The 19,402-nt window shown below is 50.7% G+C and carries 20 protein-coding genes; 9 read left to right on the top strand and 11 right to left on the bottom strand.

The window, feature by feature from the left end:
* The first annotated feature begins 52 nt into the window (after nt 1–52).
* From hpnC to BCM14_RS10815, 4 genes are read left to right on the top strand one after another with little or no spacing between them, the layout of a single operon-like run.
* Nucleotides 53–895 (top strand): squalene synthase HpnC, encoded by an 843-nt coding sequence (gene hpnC, locus BCM14_RS10800; RefSeq protein WP_106228050.1) that lies wholly within the window; start codon nt 53–55, stop codon nt 893–895.
* Nucleotides 892–1,770 (top strand): presqualene diphosphate synthase HpnD, encoded by an 879-nt coding sequence (gene hpnD / locus BCM14_RS10805; protein WP_106228051.1) that lies wholly within the window; start codon nt 892–894, stop codon nt 1,768–1,770. Before hpnC ends, hpnD begins: the two co-directional genes overlap by 4 nt.
* Entirely contained in the window at nt 1,767–3,083 is a 1,317-nt protein-coding gene (gene hpnE / locus BCM14_RS10810) for a hydroxysqualene dehydroxylase HpnE (RefSeq protein ID WP_106228052.1), read from the top strand. The genes hpnD and hpnE overlap by 4 nt, the downstream gene beginning before the upstream one ends.
* Nucleotides 3,084–3,111: 28 nt before the next feature.
* On the top strand, nt 3,112–4,311 hold the full coding sequence (locus BCM14_RS10815) for a voltage-gated chloride channel family protein (RefSeq protein WP_106228053.1): 1,200 nt from the start codon (nt 3,112–3,114) through the stop codon (nt 4,309–4,311).
* Nucleotides 4,312–4,351: 40 nt separating this feature from the next.
* On the opposite strand, the gene thrC is transcribed toward BCM14_RS10815, so the two are convergent.
* The 3 genes from thrC to alaC are packed head-to-tail and all read right to left on the bottom strand — an operon-like array spanning nt 4,352 to nt 8,249.
* Complete coding sequence (thrC, locus tag BCM14_RS10820) at nt 4,352–5,761, bottom strand: threonine synthase (protein ID WP_106228054.1); 1,410 nt, start codon at nt 5,759–5,761, stop codon at nt 4,352–4,354.
* Nucleotides 5,758–7,065 (bottom strand): homoserine dehydrogenase, encoded by a 1,308-nt coding sequence (locus BCM14_RS10825; RefSeq protein WP_106228055.1) that lies wholly within the window; start codon nt 7,063–7,065, stop codon nt 5,758–5,760. Before BCM14_RS10825 ends, thrC begins: the two co-directional genes overlap by 4 nt.
* Nucleotides 7,065–8,249, bottom strand: a complete 1,185-nt coding sequence (alaC, locus tag BCM14_RS10830; protein WP_106228283.1) for an alanine transaminase — start codon at nt 8,247–8,249, stop codon at nt 7,065–7,067. The genes BCM14_RS10825 and alaC overlap by 1 nt, the downstream gene beginning before the upstream one ends.
* Before the next feature lie 192 nt (nt 8,250–8,441).
* Here alaC and BCM14_RS10835 point away from each other — a divergent pair, with 192 nt between their 5' ends.
* The 5 genes from BCM14_RS10835 (at nt 8,442) to pbpG (ending at nt 13,210) form a co-directional block, all read left to right on the top strand.
* Nucleotides 8,442–8,891, top strand: coding sequence for an Mth938-like domain-containing protein (locus BCM14_RS10835; protein WP_106228056.1), 450 nt, complete (start codon nt 8,442–8,444; stop codon nt 8,889–8,891).
* 9 nt (nt 8,892–8,900) lie between these two features.
* A complete protein-coding gene (locus tag BCM14_RS10840; RefSeq protein WP_106228057.1) occupies nt 8,901–9,374 on the top strand; it encodes a peroxiredoxin in 474 nt (157 codons plus the stop codon).
* 32 nt (nt 9,375–9,406) lie between these two features.
* On the top strand, nt 9,407–11,152 hold the full coding sequence (locus BCM14_RS10845; RefSeq protein WP_106228058.1) for a PhoH family protein: 1,746 nt from the start codon (nt 9,407–9,409) through the stop codon (nt 11,150–11,152).
* Nucleotides 11,142–12,164, top strand: coding sequence for a 4-hydroxythreonine-4-phosphate dehydrogenase PdxA (pdxA, locus tag BCM14_RS10850; protein WP_106228059.1), 1,023 nt, complete (start codon nt 11,142–11,144; stop codon nt 12,162–12,164). The genes BCM14_RS10845 and pdxA overlap by 11 nt, the downstream gene beginning before the upstream one ends.
* 80 nt (nt 12,165–12,244) lie before the next feature.
* Nucleotides 12,245–13,210: a D-alanyl-D-alanine endopeptidase gene (pbpG, locus tag BCM14_RS10855; RefSeq protein ID WP_106228060.1), complete on the top strand. Its 966-nt coding sequence runs from the start codon at nt 12,245–12,247 to the stop codon at nt 13,208–13,210.
* A gap of 50 nt (nt 13,211–13,260) precedes the next feature.
* Here the strand turns inward: pbpG and BCM14_RS10860 are convergent, their stop codons facing one another.
* The 8 genes from BCM14_RS10860 to dxs all read right to left on the bottom strand — a co-directional run bounded on the left by BCM14_RS10860 (nt 13,261) and on the right by dxs (nt 19,392).
* Complete coding sequence (locus BCM14_RS10860; RefSeq protein ID WP_106228061.1) at nt 13,261–14,643, bottom strand: replicative DNA helicase; 1,383 nt, start codon at nt 14,641–14,643, stop codon at nt 13,261–13,263.
* Nucleotides 14,636–15,481 (bottom strand): RIO1 family regulatory kinase/ATPase domain-containing protein, encoded by an 846-nt coding sequence (locus tag BCM14_RS10865; protein WP_106228062.1) that lies wholly within the window; start codon nt 15,479–15,481, stop codon nt 14,636–14,638. The genes BCM14_RS10860 and BCM14_RS10865 overlap by 8 nt, the downstream gene beginning before the upstream one ends.
* A gap of 84 nt (nt 15,482–15,565) precedes the next feature.
* Nucleotides 15,566–16,021: a 50S ribosomal protein L9 gene (rplI, locus tag BCM14_RS10870; protein WP_106228063.1), complete on the bottom strand. Its 456-nt coding sequence runs from the start codon at nt 16,019–16,021 to the stop codon at nt 15,566–15,568.
* Nucleotides 16,022–16,034: 13 nt separating this feature from the next.
* Nucleotides 16,035–16,307 (bottom strand): 30S ribosomal protein S18, encoded by a 273-nt coding sequence (rpsR, locus tag BCM14_RS10875; protein WP_106228064.1) that lies wholly within the window; start codon nt 16,305–16,307, stop codon nt 16,035–16,037.
* 12 nt (nt 16,308–16,319) lie between these two features.
* Nucleotides 16,320–16,610, bottom strand: coding sequence for a primosomal replication protein N (gene priB / locus BCM14_RS10880; RefSeq protein WP_106228065.1), 291 nt, complete (start codon nt 16,608–16,610; stop codon nt 16,320–16,322).
* 7 nt (nt 16,611–16,617) lie between these two features.
* Nucleotides 16,618–16,998 (bottom strand): 30S ribosomal protein S6, encoded by a 381-nt coding sequence (gene rpsF / locus BCM14_RS10885; RefSeq protein WP_106228066.1) that lies wholly within the window; start codon nt 16,996–16,998, stop codon nt 16,618–16,620.
* A 167-nt stretch (nt 16,999–17,165) separates the two neighbouring features.
* Nucleotides 17,166–17,390, bottom strand: a complete 225-nt coding sequence (locus BCM14_RS10890; RefSeq protein ID WP_146129762.1) for a hypothetical protein — start codon at nt 17,388–17,390, stop codon at nt 17,166–17,168.
* 148 nt (nt 17,391–17,538) lie between these two features.
* On the bottom strand, nt 17,539–19,392 hold the full coding sequence (dxs, locus tag BCM14_RS10895) for a 1-deoxy-D-xylulose-5-phosphate synthase (protein ID WP_106228068.1): 1,854 nt from the start codon (nt 19,390–19,392) through the stop codon (nt 17,539–17,541).
* Between the last annotated feature and the right edge of the window lie 10 nt (nt 19,393–19,402).

Raw genomic sequence — 19,402 nt, forward strand, 5'->3', positions numbered from 1 at the left:
AGATCATTCTTTTGAAAGTTCTGGTCCTACTTTTAATCCTTAGCCCTTGACCATGCCTGTCGATCATTACGAGAATTTTCCCGTCGCATCCATCGTGTTACCTAAGCATTTGCGTCAACCCGTCGAAGCAATCTACCGCTTTGCCCGAGCAGCGGACGATATTGCCGATGAGGGACACGAATCAGCCGATGAGAGGCTGGCGACACTCAGAGCGTTTCATAATGCTCTCCATTTGGTTGCCACAGGTCACCTCCAGGCACTGGCTGATTTGCCCGCCTTTTTAGCAAAAATTTTCGTTCCGTTGGCGGACACCATCAGCCAACACCAACTGCCACTTGTCCCATTTTTTGATCTTCTGTCGGCTTTTGAGCAAGATATTCAAACCAAACGTTATGAGGACTTTACCGCTTTACAACACTATTGCGCCCGATCTGCCAACCCGGTCGGACGGTTGATGCTTTATCTTTACAATCAGGCTGATAAGGCGTCGATGGCCCAATCTGACGCCATTTGCACTGCCTTACAACTGATTAATTTTGCTCAGGATGTCGCACTCGACTGGCAAAAAGGCCGTATATATTTGCCCAACAACGAAATGCAACGTTTTGGCGTCTCACCAGAAAGTATCGGCGAAGACATTTGTGACACGTCGTTTAAAAACCTCATGGCGTTTCAGACTGAACGCTGCCGGAGCTTGTTAAAATCCGGTGAGCCGTTGGGTAGAACTTTATCCGGTCGGATCGGTCTTGAATTGCGCCTAATCATGCACGGGGGATGGCGTATTCTGGATCTTATTGAAAAGAATCAATATGACGTCTTTCGTCATAGACCCACTCTGGCTAAATCCGATTGGGCCATCATGCTCTGGCGCGGATTATTAAGTAAACCACTATGACACCCATCGAATATTGCCAGGAAAAGGCTGCTAAAAGCGGATCAAGTTTTTATTACGCGTTTCTGTTTCTCCCACCCGAAAGACGCTTAGCCATCACGGCTTTATATGCATTCTGTCGCGAAGTCGACGACGTTGTGGATGAATGCAGCGACGAGTCGATTGCCCGAATCAAACTCGCTTGGTGGCGCACGCAAATCGAGGCGATGTATCAAGGCAAACCCGATCATCCTGTGACGAAAGCGCTGGCGCCCTGGTTGATTAAATTCAATATCACTTCAGAACGGCTCAATGCCATTGTGGATGGGATGGAGATGGATCTTAATCAAACGCGTTATCTCGACTGGACAGGCCTGCGTCATTACTGTTGGCAGGTGGCGGGCGTAGTGGGTGAGCTCTCTGCAAGCATTTTTGGCTACACCGACGAAAAAACCCTGACTTACGCTGGCAATTTAGGGCTCGCGTTTCAAATGACCAATATCATCCGAGACGTGGGAGACGACGCCCGTCGCGGGCGTATCTATCTGCCAATAGAGGATTTGCAAAAATTCAATATCAAAGCGGCCGATATCTTGAACGGCAAGCATAGCGAAGGTTTTGAAGCTTTGATGGCGTTTGAAGCGAACCGGGCAAGGCAACTTTACGCGGATGCTATCGCAGCACTCAGTGAGGCAGATCGTCGGTCGCAAAGGCCTGGTTTAATGATGGCAGCGATCTACTACGCACTACTTGGTGAAATTCAGGACGAAAAATGGCAGGTCTTAGAGCAGCGGATCTCGCTCACCCCACTGAGAAAGCTCTGGTTAGCCTGGAAAAACTGGGTTTTGGGTGGCAAAAGCGTGATCAAACAGATTAAACAAGGCAGCCTGACCTCTTGAAAATCGCTGTCGTCGGTGCTGGTTGGGCAGGCCTTGCCAGTGCGCTGGCGTTAACAAAAGCGGGGCATGAGGTCACTGTCTTTGAAGCCTCACCTACCCCCGGCGGCCGTGCACGCGGGGTGGCAGATGAGCATCTGGGTATGCTCGATAATGGTCAACACCTTTTGCTCGGTGCTTATTCGGCGTGTCTTGATTTGATTACGCAATTGAACCCAGGCGTTAAGCAAAGCGACTTGTTTGAACGGATACCCTTGCATCTCGAAAGTGCCAATGGTTGGTTCTGTTTGCGCACCCCTAACCTGCCAGCAGGTTTGAATGTGTTCGCGGGGCTTTGGTCTGCGCGAGGTTTGAGCTTGCGTGACAAATGGGCTGCCACGCGCCTGGTGATTGGTTTAAGACGTTTGAACTGGCAAACAGAAGCTAATCAGACCGTTGAGGCGCTGCTTTCACTTTATCGGCAGCCCGATCAACTGACTCAGCGGTTATGGATCCCCTTGTGCTTGGCTGCCCTGAACACCTCGATCGATCAAGCCAGTGCTCAGCTGTTTTTAAATGTTCTGCGTGACAGCCTCGGAGGACAAAAAAACCATAGCGATCTGATAATCCCCAAGGTCGATCTTTCGACCTTGTGGCCAGCTGCCGCTGCAAGCCGGGTTCAAATGCGCTATCGCCACCTTGTTCGCGCGATTAGCGTCTCGTCTAAGCACGTCGATATTGATTCGGAGCGGTTCGACGCCTGCGTTGCAGCCATCCCACCTTACGCCCTTGCCAGAACACTGGTAACCGATGCTGATCCCTACGCGAGCACCACATTAAAACAAGCCCTTCTAGCGTTTAGGTATAACGCGATTGCAACAGTGACGCTCAAGCTTGAGCAAGCTTGGCGCCTACCCCAGCCTCTTTTACTGCTGGACGAAGATCCAGCGCAAGGCCACTTCGGTCAATGGGTATTCAATCGTTCGCTTTACCCCGATCAATTGACAGTAGTCATCAGCGCCTCAGACGACCATTTACGCACTGACAGGGACAACTTTATTGCAGCCATCGCCCAACAGATCAGCAGTCAGCTCAAGCATCGCCCAGATCAGACGTTGCCAATGCCGCAAGTCATCGCTCACAAATTGATCATCGAAAAAAGAGCGACGTTTGTCGCACAGCCCAACCTGTTTCGACCAAGTGTGCAAACCCCCTGGCCGCGTCTCTTGATAGCCGGCGACTACACCGACACTGACTATCCAGCCGTATTGGAAGGCGCTGTGCGAAGTGGACTTGCTGCCGCAAAACACTTGTTAAGTGTTAACTTCATGCTTTGATTGTTTGAAAAACCAAAATATATTCACCATGATTAAAGCGGTTTGCTACTTTGCCAAGTGGTCTTTGTTGGCGTCATTGATCGCCCTGCTGGCGGGTACGGCATCCTCCGCCCTCCTGATTACCTTAGATTGGGCAACCAATACTCGCAATGACCACCGATGGCTTATTCTGTTGTTGCCGGTTGGCGGTTTTGTTGTTGGTTGGTTCTACCTGCGCTTTGGACAACAAGTCGAAGGCGGCAATAACCTGCTGATTGATGAAATACATGACCCTAAAAAGACAGTTCCACTTCGAATGGCACCGTTCATTTTTATTGGTACCGCTATCTCGCAACTGCTAGGCGCCTCTGTGGGACGTGAGGGGACCGCCGTACAAATGGCTGGCGCGCTGGCAGATCAGATCACGCACCTCTTGAAACTGAAGTCTGATGATCGTCGCTTAATTTTGATGGCAGGGATCAGCGCTGGGTTTTCTTCTGTTTTTGGCACCCCAATGGCTGGGTGGGTGTTTGGGATCGAGGTGCTGACAACGGGTCGTATGCGCTATGAGGCGATTTTCCCGTGTGTGCTGGCAGCGGTGCTTGCGAATCAAGTTGGTGATTTTTGGGGTGTGCATCACACGACTTACTTGGCTGGCGTGGTGCCACATCTTTCTGTTTGGGGATTCGTTGCCACCGTGATCGCTGGTGCTATGTTCGGTGTAATCGGTCAATTGTTTGCGAAGTCGACGCACGCATTGTCTAGTCAAATGAAAAAACGGATTGCTTACGCACCACTGCGACCTTTCATCGGTGGAGCGATCATTACAGCTTGTGTTTTGGGGTTTACAGCAGATCGGTATATTGGCTTGGGTATCCCTACCATTATGTCTGCGTTTGAACAGCCTTTGCCTCTGTATGACTTTGTAGGCAAAACATTGTTCACTGTTGCCTCACTAGGTGCCGGCTTCAAGGGGGGTGAAGTGACTCCCCTCTTTTATATTGGTGCGACGCTCGGCAATGCGCTGGCACAGTTACTGCATATGCCGATTACCTTGATGGCCGCTTTAGGGTTTGTTGCGGTATTTGGAGGCGCCGCTAATACACCGATCGCCGCTACATTGATGGCGATGGAACTCTTCGGTGCGGAGATTGGCATTTACGCTGCAATTGCCAGCGTGATGAGCTATGTATGCTCTGGTGAGTCTGGCATATACAAAACCCAGCGTAGCGGACACGCGAAACTTTAGACGGTTGTTTGGTGCTAGGGTCGCCAGCCGTCAGGCCCAGCTACGAGGTGACGTGATCCCGAATATAGGCACTGACCGATTCCACATCACAAGGCAAAACCGTCACTTTTTGAGCTAACGACTCTAGGTTTTCAAGGCCTTTCGGTAGCGGTGCTGGGTGCCCAATTGCCTCTTCAATTGTTTCAGAGAATTTTGCAGGCAGCGCTGTTTCAAGCACCAGCATGGGGATGCCTGGCTCGGCAAACTGAGCTGCGACTTTAACGCCATCCGCTGTATGCGGGTCAATAAGTACCCCAGTTTTCTCGTACACGGATCGAATCGTGGTGAGCCGATCGGCATGTGTACTCGTGCCAGAAACAAAGCCGTATTGCTTTTCAAACGAGGGCTGATAGCTCGACAAATCAAACTGTCCCGTTTGCCCGAGCTGGCTCCAAAGGGCGGCCACTTGCGCAGCGTCACCGTCTAGTAAATGGTAGACAAAACGCTCAAAATTCGACGCTCGCGAGATATCCATCGAGGGGCTTGAAGTCACGTGGGTTTGCAACGCTGATCGCGGTCGATAAACGCCAGTTCGAAAGAACTCCTCCAGCACGTTATTTTCATTGGTAGCCAGTACCAACCGACGTATTGGCAAGCCCATCATTCGGGCAATGTGCCCGGCAAGAATATTACCGAAGTTACCCGAAGGCACAGCAAAGGAAACCAACTGTTCTGAACGGGTTGTCGCCTTGAGCCAGCCATGAAAATAATAGACAACTTGCGCTGCAATTCGGGCCCAGTTGATCGAATTGACTGCACCAAGCTTGTACTGAGCTTTAAAATCCAAGTCGCTGGCGAGAGCCTTGACGACATCTTGTGCTTGATCAAAATTGCCTTTGACCGCCAAATTATGGATATTGGCATCTTGCAGCGAGTACATCTGCGCTCGTTGAAACGTGCTCATGCGACCTAGTGGTGAAAGCATGAAAACCGCCACGCCTGGTTTGCTTCGCATGGCATATTCAGCGGCTGAACCGGTATCCCCGGAGGTTGCCCCAAGGATATTCAAACGGGTGTGACGAGCAGCGAGAACATGAGGGAAAATCTGACCCAAGAACTGCATTGCCATGTCTTTAAAGGCCAGGGTTGGGCCTTCAGACAAACCTAACAAAGACATCTCACCCATCAGTGGCTTAATTGGAACAATCGCTTCTGTTTGAAAGGATTCTTCCGTGTAGGCATCTCGAGTCAGCTGCGCAAGCGTCTGAGCAGGAATGTCCGTTACGAACAAACCTAATACTTTCGCCGCTAAGTCTGCATAGCTCAAAGACCGCCAGCTTTCTAGCTCAGCGGTCGACACCACCGGTACGGTTTGCGGGATGGCCAAGCCCCCATCAGGTGCCAAGCCTTCAAGCAGGACCTCTGAAAACAGCTGTGCTTGCATGCCGCCACGGGTTGAAACGTACTTCATGCCAGTGATTCCATTCTCAGTCGTGTGACTTTTGATTTAACGAAAGACAGCGCCTCGATACTAGCGATTGCTTGATTAATATTGCGCTCGACAGCCTCGTGAGTCACGAAAATAAGCTCTGCTGTCTTGTCATGTACGCGGGGTTGCTGAATCATTGCCTGGATGGAAATACCAGCATCAGCCAGCAATCGAGTCAAATCCGCAAGCACGCCTGGCTGATCAAGGACTCGCATGCGCAAGTGATAAGAAGTGACGACATCGTCAATACTTAGGATAGGCGTATCAGCCATGGCATCCGCCTGAAAAGCAAGATGCGGGACACGATGCTCGGGATCGGCAGTCAATAAGCGTGTCACATCAACCAGGTCAGCGACGACAGATGAGGCGGTCGGTTCTTCACCAGCGCCTTTGCCGTAAAACAACGACTGACCCACTGCATCGCCACGCACCAGCACTGCGTTCATGGCGCCTTCAACGTTAGCGATCATCGACTCTTTGGGTACAAGTGTGGGATGCACTCGAAGTTCAATCCCCTCAGGACGGCGCTTGGTGATGCCGAGCAGCTTGATGCGATAGCCAAGCCTCTCGGCCATCTCAATGTCTTCCGCAGCGAGCTTTGATATCCCTTCGATATAGGCCTTGTCGAACTGCACAGGGATACCAAAAGCAATCGAAGCTAATAAAGTTAATTTATGGGCAGCATCCACCCCTTCGATGTCGAAGGTGGGATCAGCCTCGGCATAGCCCAAGGCTTGTGCGGCGGCCAACTCAGCTGCGAAGGATGTGCCTTTGCTGCGCATTTCGGACAAGATGAAATTCGTTGTACCGTTGATGATGCCTGCGACCCATTCGATGCGGTTGGCCGTCAGGCCTTCACGCATTGCCTTAATAATTGGGATACCACCCGCCACCGCTGCTTCGAAGGCAACGATGACCCCTTTTTTAGATGCTGCAGCAAAAATTTCATTGCCGTGCTTTGCCAGTAGTGCTTTATTGGCCGTCACGACGTGCTTACCTTGATCGATCGCAGTCAGCACCAAATCAAGTGCCAGCGTGTCGCCACCAATCAACTCCACAACGACGTCGATACTTGGGTCACGCACCAAACCCTGCGGATCTGCGTCGATCTTGACAGACGTCCCGACCAGTTGCTGTGCTTTTGCAACGTCTCGGACGGCGATGCGCGTCACCTCAATGCTGCGACCAGCACGGCGAGCGATTTCTTGCGCGTTGCGGGCTAGCACCTTCCAGGTGCCGCCACCGACAACGCCTAAGCCGAGCAAACCTACTTTAATTGAATCCATCACAACAGCCCATCCTTACGGAACATTTCTTTGATGCCGCGAACAGCCTGGCGGGTCCTCTGTTCATTTTCAATCAAGGCAAAACGAACGTATTCATCACCATAGTCACCAAAGCCGATGCCCGGTGAAACCGCTACTTTTGCTTCTTGCAAAATCCGCTTTGAAAATTCAAGCGAACCCAAGGCTCGGTAGGGCTCTGGTATGTGAGCCCAGATGTACATCGACGCTTTCGGGATATCAACAAGCCAGCCTGCTTCGTGCAGCCCACGAGCAAGTACGTCTCGGCGACTTTGGTACATTTGCACGACTTCAGAAACACAATCCTGCGAACCTTCGAGCGCAGCGATTGCTGCCACCTGAATCGGCGTGAAGGTGCCGTAGTCGTGATAGCTTTTAATGCGGGCCAGCGCGTTCACCATGTCTTTGTTGCCGACCATGAAACCAACACGCCATCCAGCCATGTTGTAGCTCTTACTCATGGTGAAGAACTCGACCGCGACATCACGTGCGCCTTCTACTTGCATGATTGACGGAGCAACATAACCATCAAAACAGATATCGGCGTAGGCAAGATCGTGGACAACCAAAATATCGTGTTCACGCGCCAAGGCGACGACTCTTTCAAAGAAGGACAGATCAACGCATTGTGCAGTGGGATTGCTGGGAAACCCGAGAATCATCATTTTTGGTTTCGGGATAGACTCGCGCACGGCCCGTTCTAGCTCTTCGAAAAAATCAACGCCTGGCGTCATGCGCACCGAGCGGATATTGGCACCAGCAATCACCGCCCCGTATATGTGGATGGGATAGCTTGGATTGGGCACCAACACCGTGTCACCCGCATCGAGCGTCGCTAGCATCAGGTGCGCTAAACCCTCTTTAGAACCAATGGTTGCGATAGCTTCTGAGTCAGGATCAAGCCCAACGTTGTACCGGCGCGAATACCAGTCCGTAATAGCTTTTCTCAACCTGGGAATCCCTTTGGAAACAGAATAGCCGTGAGTTGTTGGCTTTTCAGCGCATTCAACCAGTTTTTCGACAATATGCGAAGGGGTTGGCCCATCAGGATTGCCCATGGACATGTCGATAATGTCCTCGCCGCGCCGACGTGCCGCCATTTTTAATTCGCCAGTGATATTGAACACGTAAGGCGGCAAGCGCTCGATGCGGGGGAACTTCCTCATGAATAAATCCTTGGTAATAGCCAGTCGTATTTCAAACTGAAAACCCATTAATCTAGCTCAATGAGCGTTTTGGGGCAAATTGACACAAAATTAACTCGGCAAATACAAAAGTTTGTACAGAAAACCCCGCTTGTTTCTCAAACAAGTAGCATTTGAGTACGTTATGATCACTCAAACCTGCCGGAGTATTTATTGAAGCTTCACACAGATACCAACTCGGCAATGAATGCGGTGACTGCCTATGACACCGGGTTCGTCGAGATAAACAAGATCCGCTTCGAACATGCGGTCGCTTTTGGTCCCCTCGGTGAAATCACCCGGTGGCCTGCCCAAAATCCCCAAGATATTTCATTTGAGTTACTGCTTCAGGCAACCCGACTATCGTTGGCGGCTGTCGACCCCCTGTCTTTTCTGGATGAAGACGAATATTCGACGCCCAGGATTGAGGGCGATAAACCCGAGGTATTGCTAGTGGGCACCGGGTCAAGACAAATTATGTTGCCGCATACCGTCACCCATCAATTATTGCGTATCGGCGTCGGTGTTGAAGTGATGAGCACCCCAGCCGCTTGCCGCACTTACAACATTCTAATGGGCGAAGGACGGAAGGTTGTGGCCGCCGTGATCCCAACTTCTGCGTGAGAGGAAATCATGTCATTACTTGAAATAAACCAGCCAGTCCCCGAGTTCAACGCCATCAGCACTTTTGGTGACGTCACCCTCGCGCGTTGCCGCACCAGAGCACTGGTGATTTATTTTTACCCAAAAGACAATACGCCCGGTTGCACGACGGAGACGCAAGGCTTCAAAGATCACCATCAAGCTTTGATGGACGCGGGGGGCGCTGTGGTTGGCGTATCAAGAGACTCTCTCAAATCCCATGAAAACTGGAGCGCGAAATTAGAGCTCCCATTCCCCCTCATCAGCGATCCTGAAGAAAAGCTCTGCGAGCTATTCGGCGTGATGAAAATGAAAAATATGTATGGCAAGCAAGTTCGAGGTATTGAACGAAGCACATTCCTGATCGACGCCCAGGGTGTGCTCGTGCGCGAGTGGAGAGGCGTCAAAGTTCCTGGTCATGTCGAAGAAGTTCTACAAGCAGTGAAAAACTTGAACAATCATTGAAACGATTATCCTTACTTGGAGAGTGCCCTCTTATGCCGCTTCCGAAGTTGCCCACGCACCCAGCTAGTATCCTTGACCTCAACGGGACAGAAACCCCAAAACTATCGGCGATTCCCAAGATCGCAGATATACAGCCTGCACTATATGGACTGGAAGACAACGCTGACGATTCAGAGACCAACTTCGAAGCCAAACCGGTGCGTGCTTCAGCACACACTTCGGCTCAACAAGCAAATCGCGCCTCAAGTGCCAAGGCACCTTTAAAAGCACCCACCACACCAGCCGCGTCAAAACCAGGTCGCGCCGTTGCCAATCCGGCAACCTCCCGGGTGGCTAAACGAAGCACGAGCAAAGCGGCAAAGGCCGAACCGGCGAAACTCTTTGTGCTTGATACCAACGTATTACTGCATGACCCAAGTTCGTTGTTCCGCTTTGAGGAACACGACATATTTTTACCCATGATGGTGCTAGAAGAACTAGACCACCAGAAAAAGGGCATGTCAGAAGTTGCTCGCAATGCTCGTCAAGTCAGCCGCTCGCTTGATTCGATTGTAGGGGATAACAAATCGCTTGCGGATGGATTGCCTTTGAATGCCTTAGGTCATAAAGACGCAACAGGCTTCTTGCACTTTCAAACGAAAGCCCTCGACAACTTGTTACCGTCTGACATGCCAGTCGGCAAGGCGGATAACTTAATTCTTGGTGTTGTCAGAGCATTGCACGACAAACATCCGGAACGTCAGGTTGTGCTGGTATCAAAAGATATCAATATGCGGCTCAAGGCCTTTGCCCTCGGTCTTGCTGCAGAGGATTACTTCAACGATCAGGTACTGGAAGACTCTGATCTTTTGTATTCTGGGGTGCTCGAACTACCCGAAAACTTCTGGAACAAACACGGCAAGGGTGTTGAATCCTGGCAGCAAGGTGGTATCACCTATTATCGTATTAATGGTCCACTGTGCAGCCAGTTTATGGTCAACCAGTTTGTCTATTTTGAAGGCTCAATGCCTTTGTATGCGCAAGTACGCGAAGTCAACGGCAAAACCGCTGTCCTCGCCACACTGCGTGATTACACGCATGGGAAAAACAATGTTTGGGGCGTGACTGCACGTAATCGTGAACAGAATTTTGCGATGAACTTGTTGATGAACCCAGATTGTGATTTTGTCTCTCTGCTGGGACAGGCCGGCACGGGCAAAACCTTGTTAGCCCTTGCTGCTGGCTTGGCTCAGGTACTTGAAACCAAGCGTTACACCGAAATCATTATGACTCGGGTCACGGTGCCGGTGGGGGATGACATTGGTTTCTTGCCAGGCACCGAGGAAGAAAAAATGTTGCCTTGGATGGGAGCACTTGAAGACAATCTGGACGTGCTCAATATGGGTGACCTGGATGCCCCGCAAGGTAACGGCAGTGGCAACGGCCAGGGTAATGATTGGGGACGCGCTGCAACGATGGATCTGATCCGTTCGCGCATTAAAGTCAAATCACTTAACTTCATGCGTGGCCGGACTTTCTTAAACAAATACCTGATCATCGACGAGGCTCAGAACTTGACGCCAAAACAAATGAAGACACTTGTTACGCGCGCAGGCCCAGGCACCAAGGTCATTTGTCTGGGCAACATCGCTCAAATTGATACGCCTTATTTGACCGAAGGCAGCTCGGGGCTCACTTTTGTCGTAGATAGATTCAAAGGTTGGCCGCATGCGGGACATGTCACCCTGCAAAGAGGTGAAAGATCTCGTCTGGCCGACTACGCTGGTGATGTCCTTTAACGCAAAACCACTTGCGTTGACCTTGGGAGATGCCTGCGGCATCGGCCCCGAGATCATTGTCAAACTGCACGACAAGGGGCTTACGGCCCCTTGTATTGTGTATGGGGATGCTGGTGCTTTAAAACGCGCTGCTATCCAACTGGGATCCGCTTTGAACATCGTTGAAGTTAATGATGCCTCTAGCCATTACTGGGGGCAATTGATGCCTGGTACGTTGTTTGTTAAACCAATCAATCTGCCATTACCCACAGATCTTCCTTTAGGCTCAGTTGACGCTCGCGCTGGCCGCGCTGCTTATGAGGCCTTGTGTGCCGCCATTGACGATGCGATGGCTGGGCTTGTCAGTGGGCTGGTGACCGCACCACTTAACAAAGAAGCGATGCACGCCGCGGGACTGGATTTTCCCGGACATACCGAAATTCTGGCGTCGCGCTCACGCACGCCTCACGTCTCAATGATGCTGGTCAATCATGAGTTACGAGTGATTTTGGTCACGATTCATGAATCCATCGCCAATGTGCCGCGTTTATTGACCAAATCGCTTGAACTGCTGACCATCCAGCAAGCTGAGCAAGCTTGTAAGCAGCTCGGGATTGCAGCACCTCGGATTGCGGTCGCCGGCCTCAACCCACACGCTGGTGAAAACGGTAAATTTGGCACAGAGGACAGAGACGTTATTGCACCGGCGGTTGCCCAAGCTCAAGCACTGGGCATTAACGTCACGGGTCCCTGGCCTGGCGATACTGTTTTTATGCGTGCTCGCCGTGGCGACTTTGATATTGTTGTGGCTCAGTACCACGATCAAGGACTCATCCCGATCAAATATCTCGGTGTCGATGAGGGAGTCAATGTGACGGTTGGTTTGCCCTTCGTACGCACAAGTGTCGATCATGGCACGGCGTTTGATATTGCCGGTCAAGGCGTTGCGGATCCGTCTTCTTTGCATACAGCCTATGAATTAGCTTACAAATTATCACAAAATAAAGATAATTTTAGCTATCAAGAAAAATAATGCTGAAGACCGTAAATTTCAGTTTAAGTTCACCTGCTAAGTATATAATTCGTTTGGATTTTTACTAAAAGGCTTCACCAATGCGATCCAAACTTTACTTTTTTTCAGCCAAACACGTCGCAACGTTGATGGCCTGTGTCGCCCTCGTTGGCGTAACTGAAGCGAGTTTGGCGCAACAAAACAACGGTTCTGATAGCCAAACTAACAAAGCCAAGAGCACAACGAACAGCAAGAAAACCGACAGCAAGCCTGCCCCGTCAAGCAAGGCCAAACCTAAGCCTGAGGTCGTTACCAGCGGGGCTCTTAAATCACACGTGGTGTACGTGCAAGATCTGGCGAATAGCAATGTATTGCTGTCAAAAAATGAAGACGAGGTTCGTCCTATCGCGTCAGTTACTAAGCTGATGACGGCGATCATTGTGGTCGACGCGAAACAGCCCATGTCTGAGATGATTGAAGTAACTCAAGACGATGTCGACAAGCTTAAACATAGTCGCTCACGTTTGCCGGTTGGTACAAAATTAACCCGCGGTGATATGTTGCATCTCGCCTTGATGTCGTCGGAAAACCGAGCCGCCAGTGCACTTGCTCGCTACTACCCCGGTGGCACCAGTGCTCTCGTCCTGGCAATGAACACCAAGGCACAACAACTTGGCATGCGCCAATCGCGTTTTGTTGAGCCAACGGGCCTGTCTAGTGCCAACGTCTCGACCCCCCGGGATCTCGTCAAAATGATGCAGGCTGCCATGCAGCGCCCTGCCATTCAAGAATTCACAACCGACGATCAGCAAGAAATCAGAACCGTCGGTAAGACAGCAACCGTCTTTAGAAACACGAATTCGTTGGTGACCAAGGCAGATTGGGATATCAAAGTATCCAAGACCGGCTTTATTAACGAGGCTGGACAATGCTTGGTGATGATTGCACGCATCAACAATAGAGACACAGCCATTGTGTTGCTCGATGCGATTGGTCGTGGCACTCGGGTCGCGGACGCAATCAGAATTCGCCAGTTGATGCAGCGTCAGGAACTTGCTGCCCTGTAATCAGATCATTTGACACAAGCTGAAGACAGTCACTACACGAACTGAAACTTTTAGTAGCTGCTTCCCTGGTGACCACCCGAGAAGTTCAGGAAGCGGGTACTAGACCCCTGAAAAGTCATGCGCACGGATCCGATCGGACCATTACGCTGCTTACCAATAATAATTTCAGCTGTACCTTTGTCTGGTGAATCAGGGTTGTACACCTCATCGCGATAGATAAATAAGATCAAATCCGCATCTTGTTCAATTGCGCCCGACTCACGAAGATCACTCATGATGGGTCTTTTGTTTGGACGTTGCTCGAGGCTTCGATTTAACTGAGACAACGCAATCACGGGGCATTCAAGCTCTTTCGCAAGACTTTTGAGTGACCGGCTGATCTCTGAAATCTCAGTCGCACGGTTTTCGCCCGCACTCGCTGCGCCCATTAACTGAATGTAATCAATGACGATGAGACCAAGCGTTCCGTACTGCCGAGCGAGTCGTCGCGCACGCGAGCGAACTTCTCCAGAGCTAAGCGCGGGGGTCTCATCAATGTAGAGCTTTGCATCTTGCATTTTCTGCACAGCATGTGTGACTCTCGGCCAGTCTTCTGCCAGTAATTTACCGGTTCTCATCCGGTGCTGATCCAACATACCCACAGAACCCAACATCCGCATGGCGAGCTGCACTGCGCCCATCTCCATGGAAAACACGGCGACTGGCAGACCTTGCTCGATTGCTACATGCTCTGCAATGTTCATGGAGAAGGCAGTCTTACCCATCGAGGGCCGCCCAGCAACAATAACTAAGTCTCCCTTTTGCAGACCCGACGTCATTTTGTCTAGATCAGAAAAACCCGTTGGAACACCGGTCACGTCTGAGTCACCTGCTTGGTGATAGAGTTGGTCGATACGATCTACCACTTCAGATAACAACGGTTGAATCACTCGAAAACCGGTGGTTGTGCGAGCACCTTCTTGGGCAATCTTGAATACCTTGGCCTCGGCCTCGTCAAGCAGTTGACGGGCTTCTTTACCTAGCGGGTTAAACGCTTCTGCAGATATCTCGTCGGCAACAGATACGAGTTTTCGGAGCATTGAGCGCTCGCGAACGATTTCGGCGTAACGGCGAATGTTTGCCGCTGACGGGGTGTTATGCGCCAAAGCATTTAAGTATGAAAGACCACCAACTTCTTCTGACTTACCCGCGCTTGAAATGGACTCATGAACAGTCACAACGTCTGCCGGGCGTGACAAATTGATTAAGCGATTGATATGCTGCCAGATCAGTCGATGATCGTACCGATAGAAATCTGCCTCACCAACCGTATCGCTGATCCTTTCCCAAGCGCTATTGTCCAGTAGCAACCCGCCTAATACCGATTGCTCGGCTTCAACAGAATGAGGCGGCACGCGCAAGTAATCAAGCTGGGGATCTGGTGGATTATTCATCAGTCAATGTTAACCCTAAGGTGTTAGTTACGTACAAAAAACCCTGCACATCTTTGCCGGGAATCAAGCGCAAGATGGGCCCGACAATACGCACCAACCAAGTGAACACCATAGCCATATTTTTCAGATGTTGTTTCACTGCGACGTCAGGGTTTTGCAACAAATACTCATGCAGCATTTGATTGCAGAGCGCTTGACGTTCACTCGCTGAAATTTCATCGGCACGCATCCCCGCGAGCGAGGACAGCATCTGATAGAAATCATAAGCTTGACCCAAGGGCAGAGCCAAGGCCTCGCCGATATTCTCTTCAAAATCGATACGAGTTAACTTGTTGTCGTCGAACATCAGATTGCGCAATTGCGCACCACCGTGCACAAAACCAGCAAGGTGAAACGAAGCTAAGTCACTCGCCACCCTTTTAATCCAGACGATGCGTCCTGCTGGATCACTGGTTCGAAGGTAGTGCGGCAAATCCTCACCGACGAACTCAAGCACCAAGACACCGGGTTCTTGATGCAGTATTTTGGGAACATGACACCCTGCAGCGCGCAGCAGCTGTAGTCGCCTGGCCTCTTCAGTCAAGCCGTTTTGCAGCAATGTACGAGTAGCGGGACGCTGACCCCAAACCAGCCAACAAAGTAAGGAAAGCGTAAAAGACCGCATAAACCTGAAGGCGTATATCAGTCCGTCAAAGGGTTTGGGACCACGTCGCTTAACGACGAATTTCTGCCCACCAAGGGTAATGATTTCGACACCGTTGGGGTCATGTGCGTGAGCAGCCAACCAAGTTGCCAGGGCAATGTTTAAACTTTGCTCAGAATTTGTTTCAATAGCCACGGACACGTATCAAAACAGCACGTTTGGTTAAAACAAAAAAGCCGGCAAAAAGGCCGGCTTTTTTGCCAGAAAAATAATCTGCTCTTAGACGAGATCGCCTGCGATCACGACTTTAATCGTGCTCACCACATCGGGATGCAGGGACACTTGGATCGAGTACTCGCCAATGGCTTTCAATGGGCCTTCTGGCAAACGAACCTGAGCTTTCTCAATCCCAGCAAAACCGGCTTTGACCAAAGCGGCAGCGATATCCATATTGGTGACAGAACCAAACAGGCGGCCGTCAACGCCAGACTTCTGTGTGATGGTCACTGCCTGACCTTCCATGCGCTCACCTAAGCCCTGGGCAGCCGCAAGCTTCTCAGCTTGAACTTTTTCGAGTTCTGCGCGACGCGCTTCGAAATCTTTCAGGGCGACTTCAGTTGCACGACGAGCTTTCTTTTGTGGGATCAGGAAGTTGCGAGCGTAGCCGTCACGCACGCGAACCACATCACCGAGGTTGCCGACGTTAACGACTTTTTCGAGAAGAATAATTTGCATAATAGGCCTCGGATCAGTTGTGGTTGTCTGTGAAAGGCAACAATGCCAGGAAACGCGCGCGCTTAATCGCTGCGTCGAGCTGACGTTGATAAATTGCCTTGGTACCTGTCAGGCGAGCAGGAATGATTTTGCCGTTTTCTTGAATGAAATCTCGCAAAGTATCGATATCTTTGTAATCGATCTGGTCAACACCCGCTGCGCTGAAGCGGCAAAATTTGCGGCGCTTGAACAGGGGGTTTTGCTGAGTGAATTTCTTTTTTTCTTTACGTTTACCGAAAAAAGCCATGATGTGCCTCGTTCAAATTTGTTTAATCAGTTGCGCATGCAACCTGAATTTCGGAGAATCTTTTCGCACTGGTGCCAAAAAACCTTGTATCTGTACCTTTGATCCTAACTGCAACTTACCGGTCATCTGAACCAGATCCCCCATCGCAACAACTGGTAACGAAATAATCACCTTGCGAGATTGACCTGCTTCTATTACATCTGACTCGCTGCTAATCAAGAACTCTGAGACTGCAACCCCGGCTGGCGTATATCTCACCGGTGACACCTCAAGCACTTGACCCGCGATATCGAGTCGATTCATGAACGGTTTATTCTGAATCCTGATCCATGCTGACTGAGTCGGCAGACGCCTTACGGGCTTCATCGCGCTCAACTTGTTTCATCATGATCGAAGCTTCAGTTTGGGCAGCCTTGGTCTTGATAACCAGGTGGCGCAACACAGCATCGTTGTAACGGAAAGAATGCTCAAGCTCGTCTAACGTGCTTTGACCACATTCAATGTTCAGGCACACGTAGTGTGCTTTCACGAGTTTTTGAATGGGATACGCCAATTGACGGCGACCCCAGTCTTCGAAACGGTGCACGTTACCACCTTGGCTGGTGACTACTGCCTGGTAACGCTCGACCATTGCGGGAACTTGCTCGCTTTGGTCGGGGTGCACGATAAATACCACTTCATAGTGACGCATGGGTAAAACTCCTAGGGATATCCGACAATTTAGACAGACAAAAAACCTGTCAGACTTACCGGTGACAGCCCGCCATACTGCACATAGCCAGTTGGTCGAGCAGGAAAGCCCTCAATTATGGGGCAATAAGACAAAAAAAGCAAATAAGTCATGCACTTATTGTGATATTACAGCTCTAGCCTATCGAAAATTTTAGGCAAGCCATCCACCAGGATTGCTTTGGTGATAACAGTCGACATGTTGCGATCTTGTTGTAGTGCCTGCATCATCGCTGCACAACGGCCCTTAAACTCGCATGTCGTGGCATCTGATGAAGACCGTGACTCTCGATCAATTGAGCAACGTTGGTGCGACCAGCTATCAGCGATGGCGCAACGACTTTTCTGATTCATGGCTGATCCTTTGATTTCAACTCTATGCGAGTCTACGTCTTGCGGGACGAATTCTTGGTGCGCTGGCGCACAGATCTGAGAGCAGGCGACCGGGATACCAAGCAACAAGAGAGCCAAGCGAAGCAGTGCTATGTCAACGGACGTTCACTCAAGCAAAAAAACGTTCGGTAATTGCAGACTCAATACCCTCTGCACTCAAACCGACCTCCACCAACAAACCCATTTGATCACCGTGATCGATAAAGCGATCGGGCAAACCCAAGTGCAGAATCGGGCATACGATGCAGGCAGCTGCGAGTACTTCAGAGACGGCGCTACCCGCACCGCCCATCAGGGCACCTTCTTCGACGGTCACAAGACCTTCGTGGCGGGCAGTCAAGTCAAGAATCAAATCACGGTCGATCGGTTTTACAAATCTCATATCAACGACAGACAAATCCAGTGAGTCAGCCGCTTTGAGCGCTGCCGCTAATAAGGTGCCAAACACGAGAATCGCTATTTTTTTACCTTGCCGCTTCACAACACCCCGCCCCACAGGAACCGTCTCGAGTGATGTTGTTGGCACGACGCCTGTGCCTGAACCTCGAGGATAGCGGACGGATGCCGGACCTGGGTACTGATAACACGTCGACAGCAGCAAGCGAGTCTCCGCCTCGTCTGAAGGAGTCGCCACAACCATATTTGGAATACACCGCAAAAAAGCAATGTCGTAATTACCAGCATGAGTGGCGCCGTCAGCACCGACTAATCCAGCTCGATCGAGCGCAAAGGTCACGTCAAGATCCTGAAGCGCCACGTCATGAATCAACTGATCATAACCACGCTGTAGAAAAGTCGAGTAAATCGCGACAACAGGCTTTTGACCCTCGCAAGCAATGCCAGCAGCAAATGTCACCGCGTGCTGTTCAGCAATACCCACATCGAAATAACGATCAGGAAAACGTTTTTCGAACTCAACCAGTCCACTGCCTTCTCGCATGGCAGGCGTAATGCCGAATAATCGAGTATCTTGCGCGGCGGTGTCACATAACCATTGACTGAAGACTTGGGTATACGTGATTTTGGCTGGTGCGCTGGATTTTTGAATACCCACTGCGGGATCAAACTTACCCGGCCCGTGGTAGAGAACTGGATCTGCCTCTGCCAGCTTGTAGCCTTGCCCCTTTTTCGTCACAACGTGCAAGAACTGAGGGCCTTTCAACGCTCGCATATTCTGCAAGGTCGGGATCAGTGATTCAAGATCGTGTCCATCAACAGGGCCAACATAGTTGAACCCCATTTCTTCAAATAAGGTGGCTGGTGTCACCATGCCTTTAGCGTGTTCTTCAAAACGACGGGCAAATTCAAGCACTGGCGGCATGTGTTGCAACACCGCCCGCCCTACACTCTTTGCCGCTGCATAAAATTGACCGGACATCAAACGTGCCAGATATCGATTCAAGGCCCCGACAGGCGGTGAGATCGACATGTCGTTATCGTTCAAAATGACTAGCAGATGAATATCAGGTGTGACGCCTGCGTTATTCATCGCTTCGAAGGCCATACCCGCACTCATGGAGCCATCGCCAATGACAGCGATGTGTTCACGAGCAATGCCGGCGTTACGCGACGCGACCGCCATCCCTAGCGCGGCAGAAATAGATGTCGAAGAATGAGCCGTCCCAAATGAGTCATATTCGGATTCGGATCGTTTGGGAAAACCGGATAAGCCGCCGTGCTGGCGTAAGGTCGCCATCCCGTCTTTTCTGCCCGTCATAATTTTATGGGGATAGGACTGATGGCCTACATCCCAGATAAGGCGATCATGAGGCAGATTAAATACATGATGGAGCGCAATCGTTAACTCGACCGTGCCAAGATTGGATGACAGGTGGCCACCCGTTCGCGAGACTGAATCCAGTACATAAGCTCGCAACTCTTGCGCCAGTTGCTTGAGTTCGCGCCTATCTAAGACCCTGACGTCGGCTGGTGAATGGATAGTGTCGAGTAAATTAAAAGGCATGTTTGAATAA

Origin of the sequence: Jezberella montanilacus (assembly GCF_003003055.1) — a bacterium.
GTDB classification, from domain to species: Bacteria; Pseudomonadota; Gammaproteobacteria; order Burkholderiales; family Burkholderiaceae_B; genus Zwartia; species Zwartia montanilacus.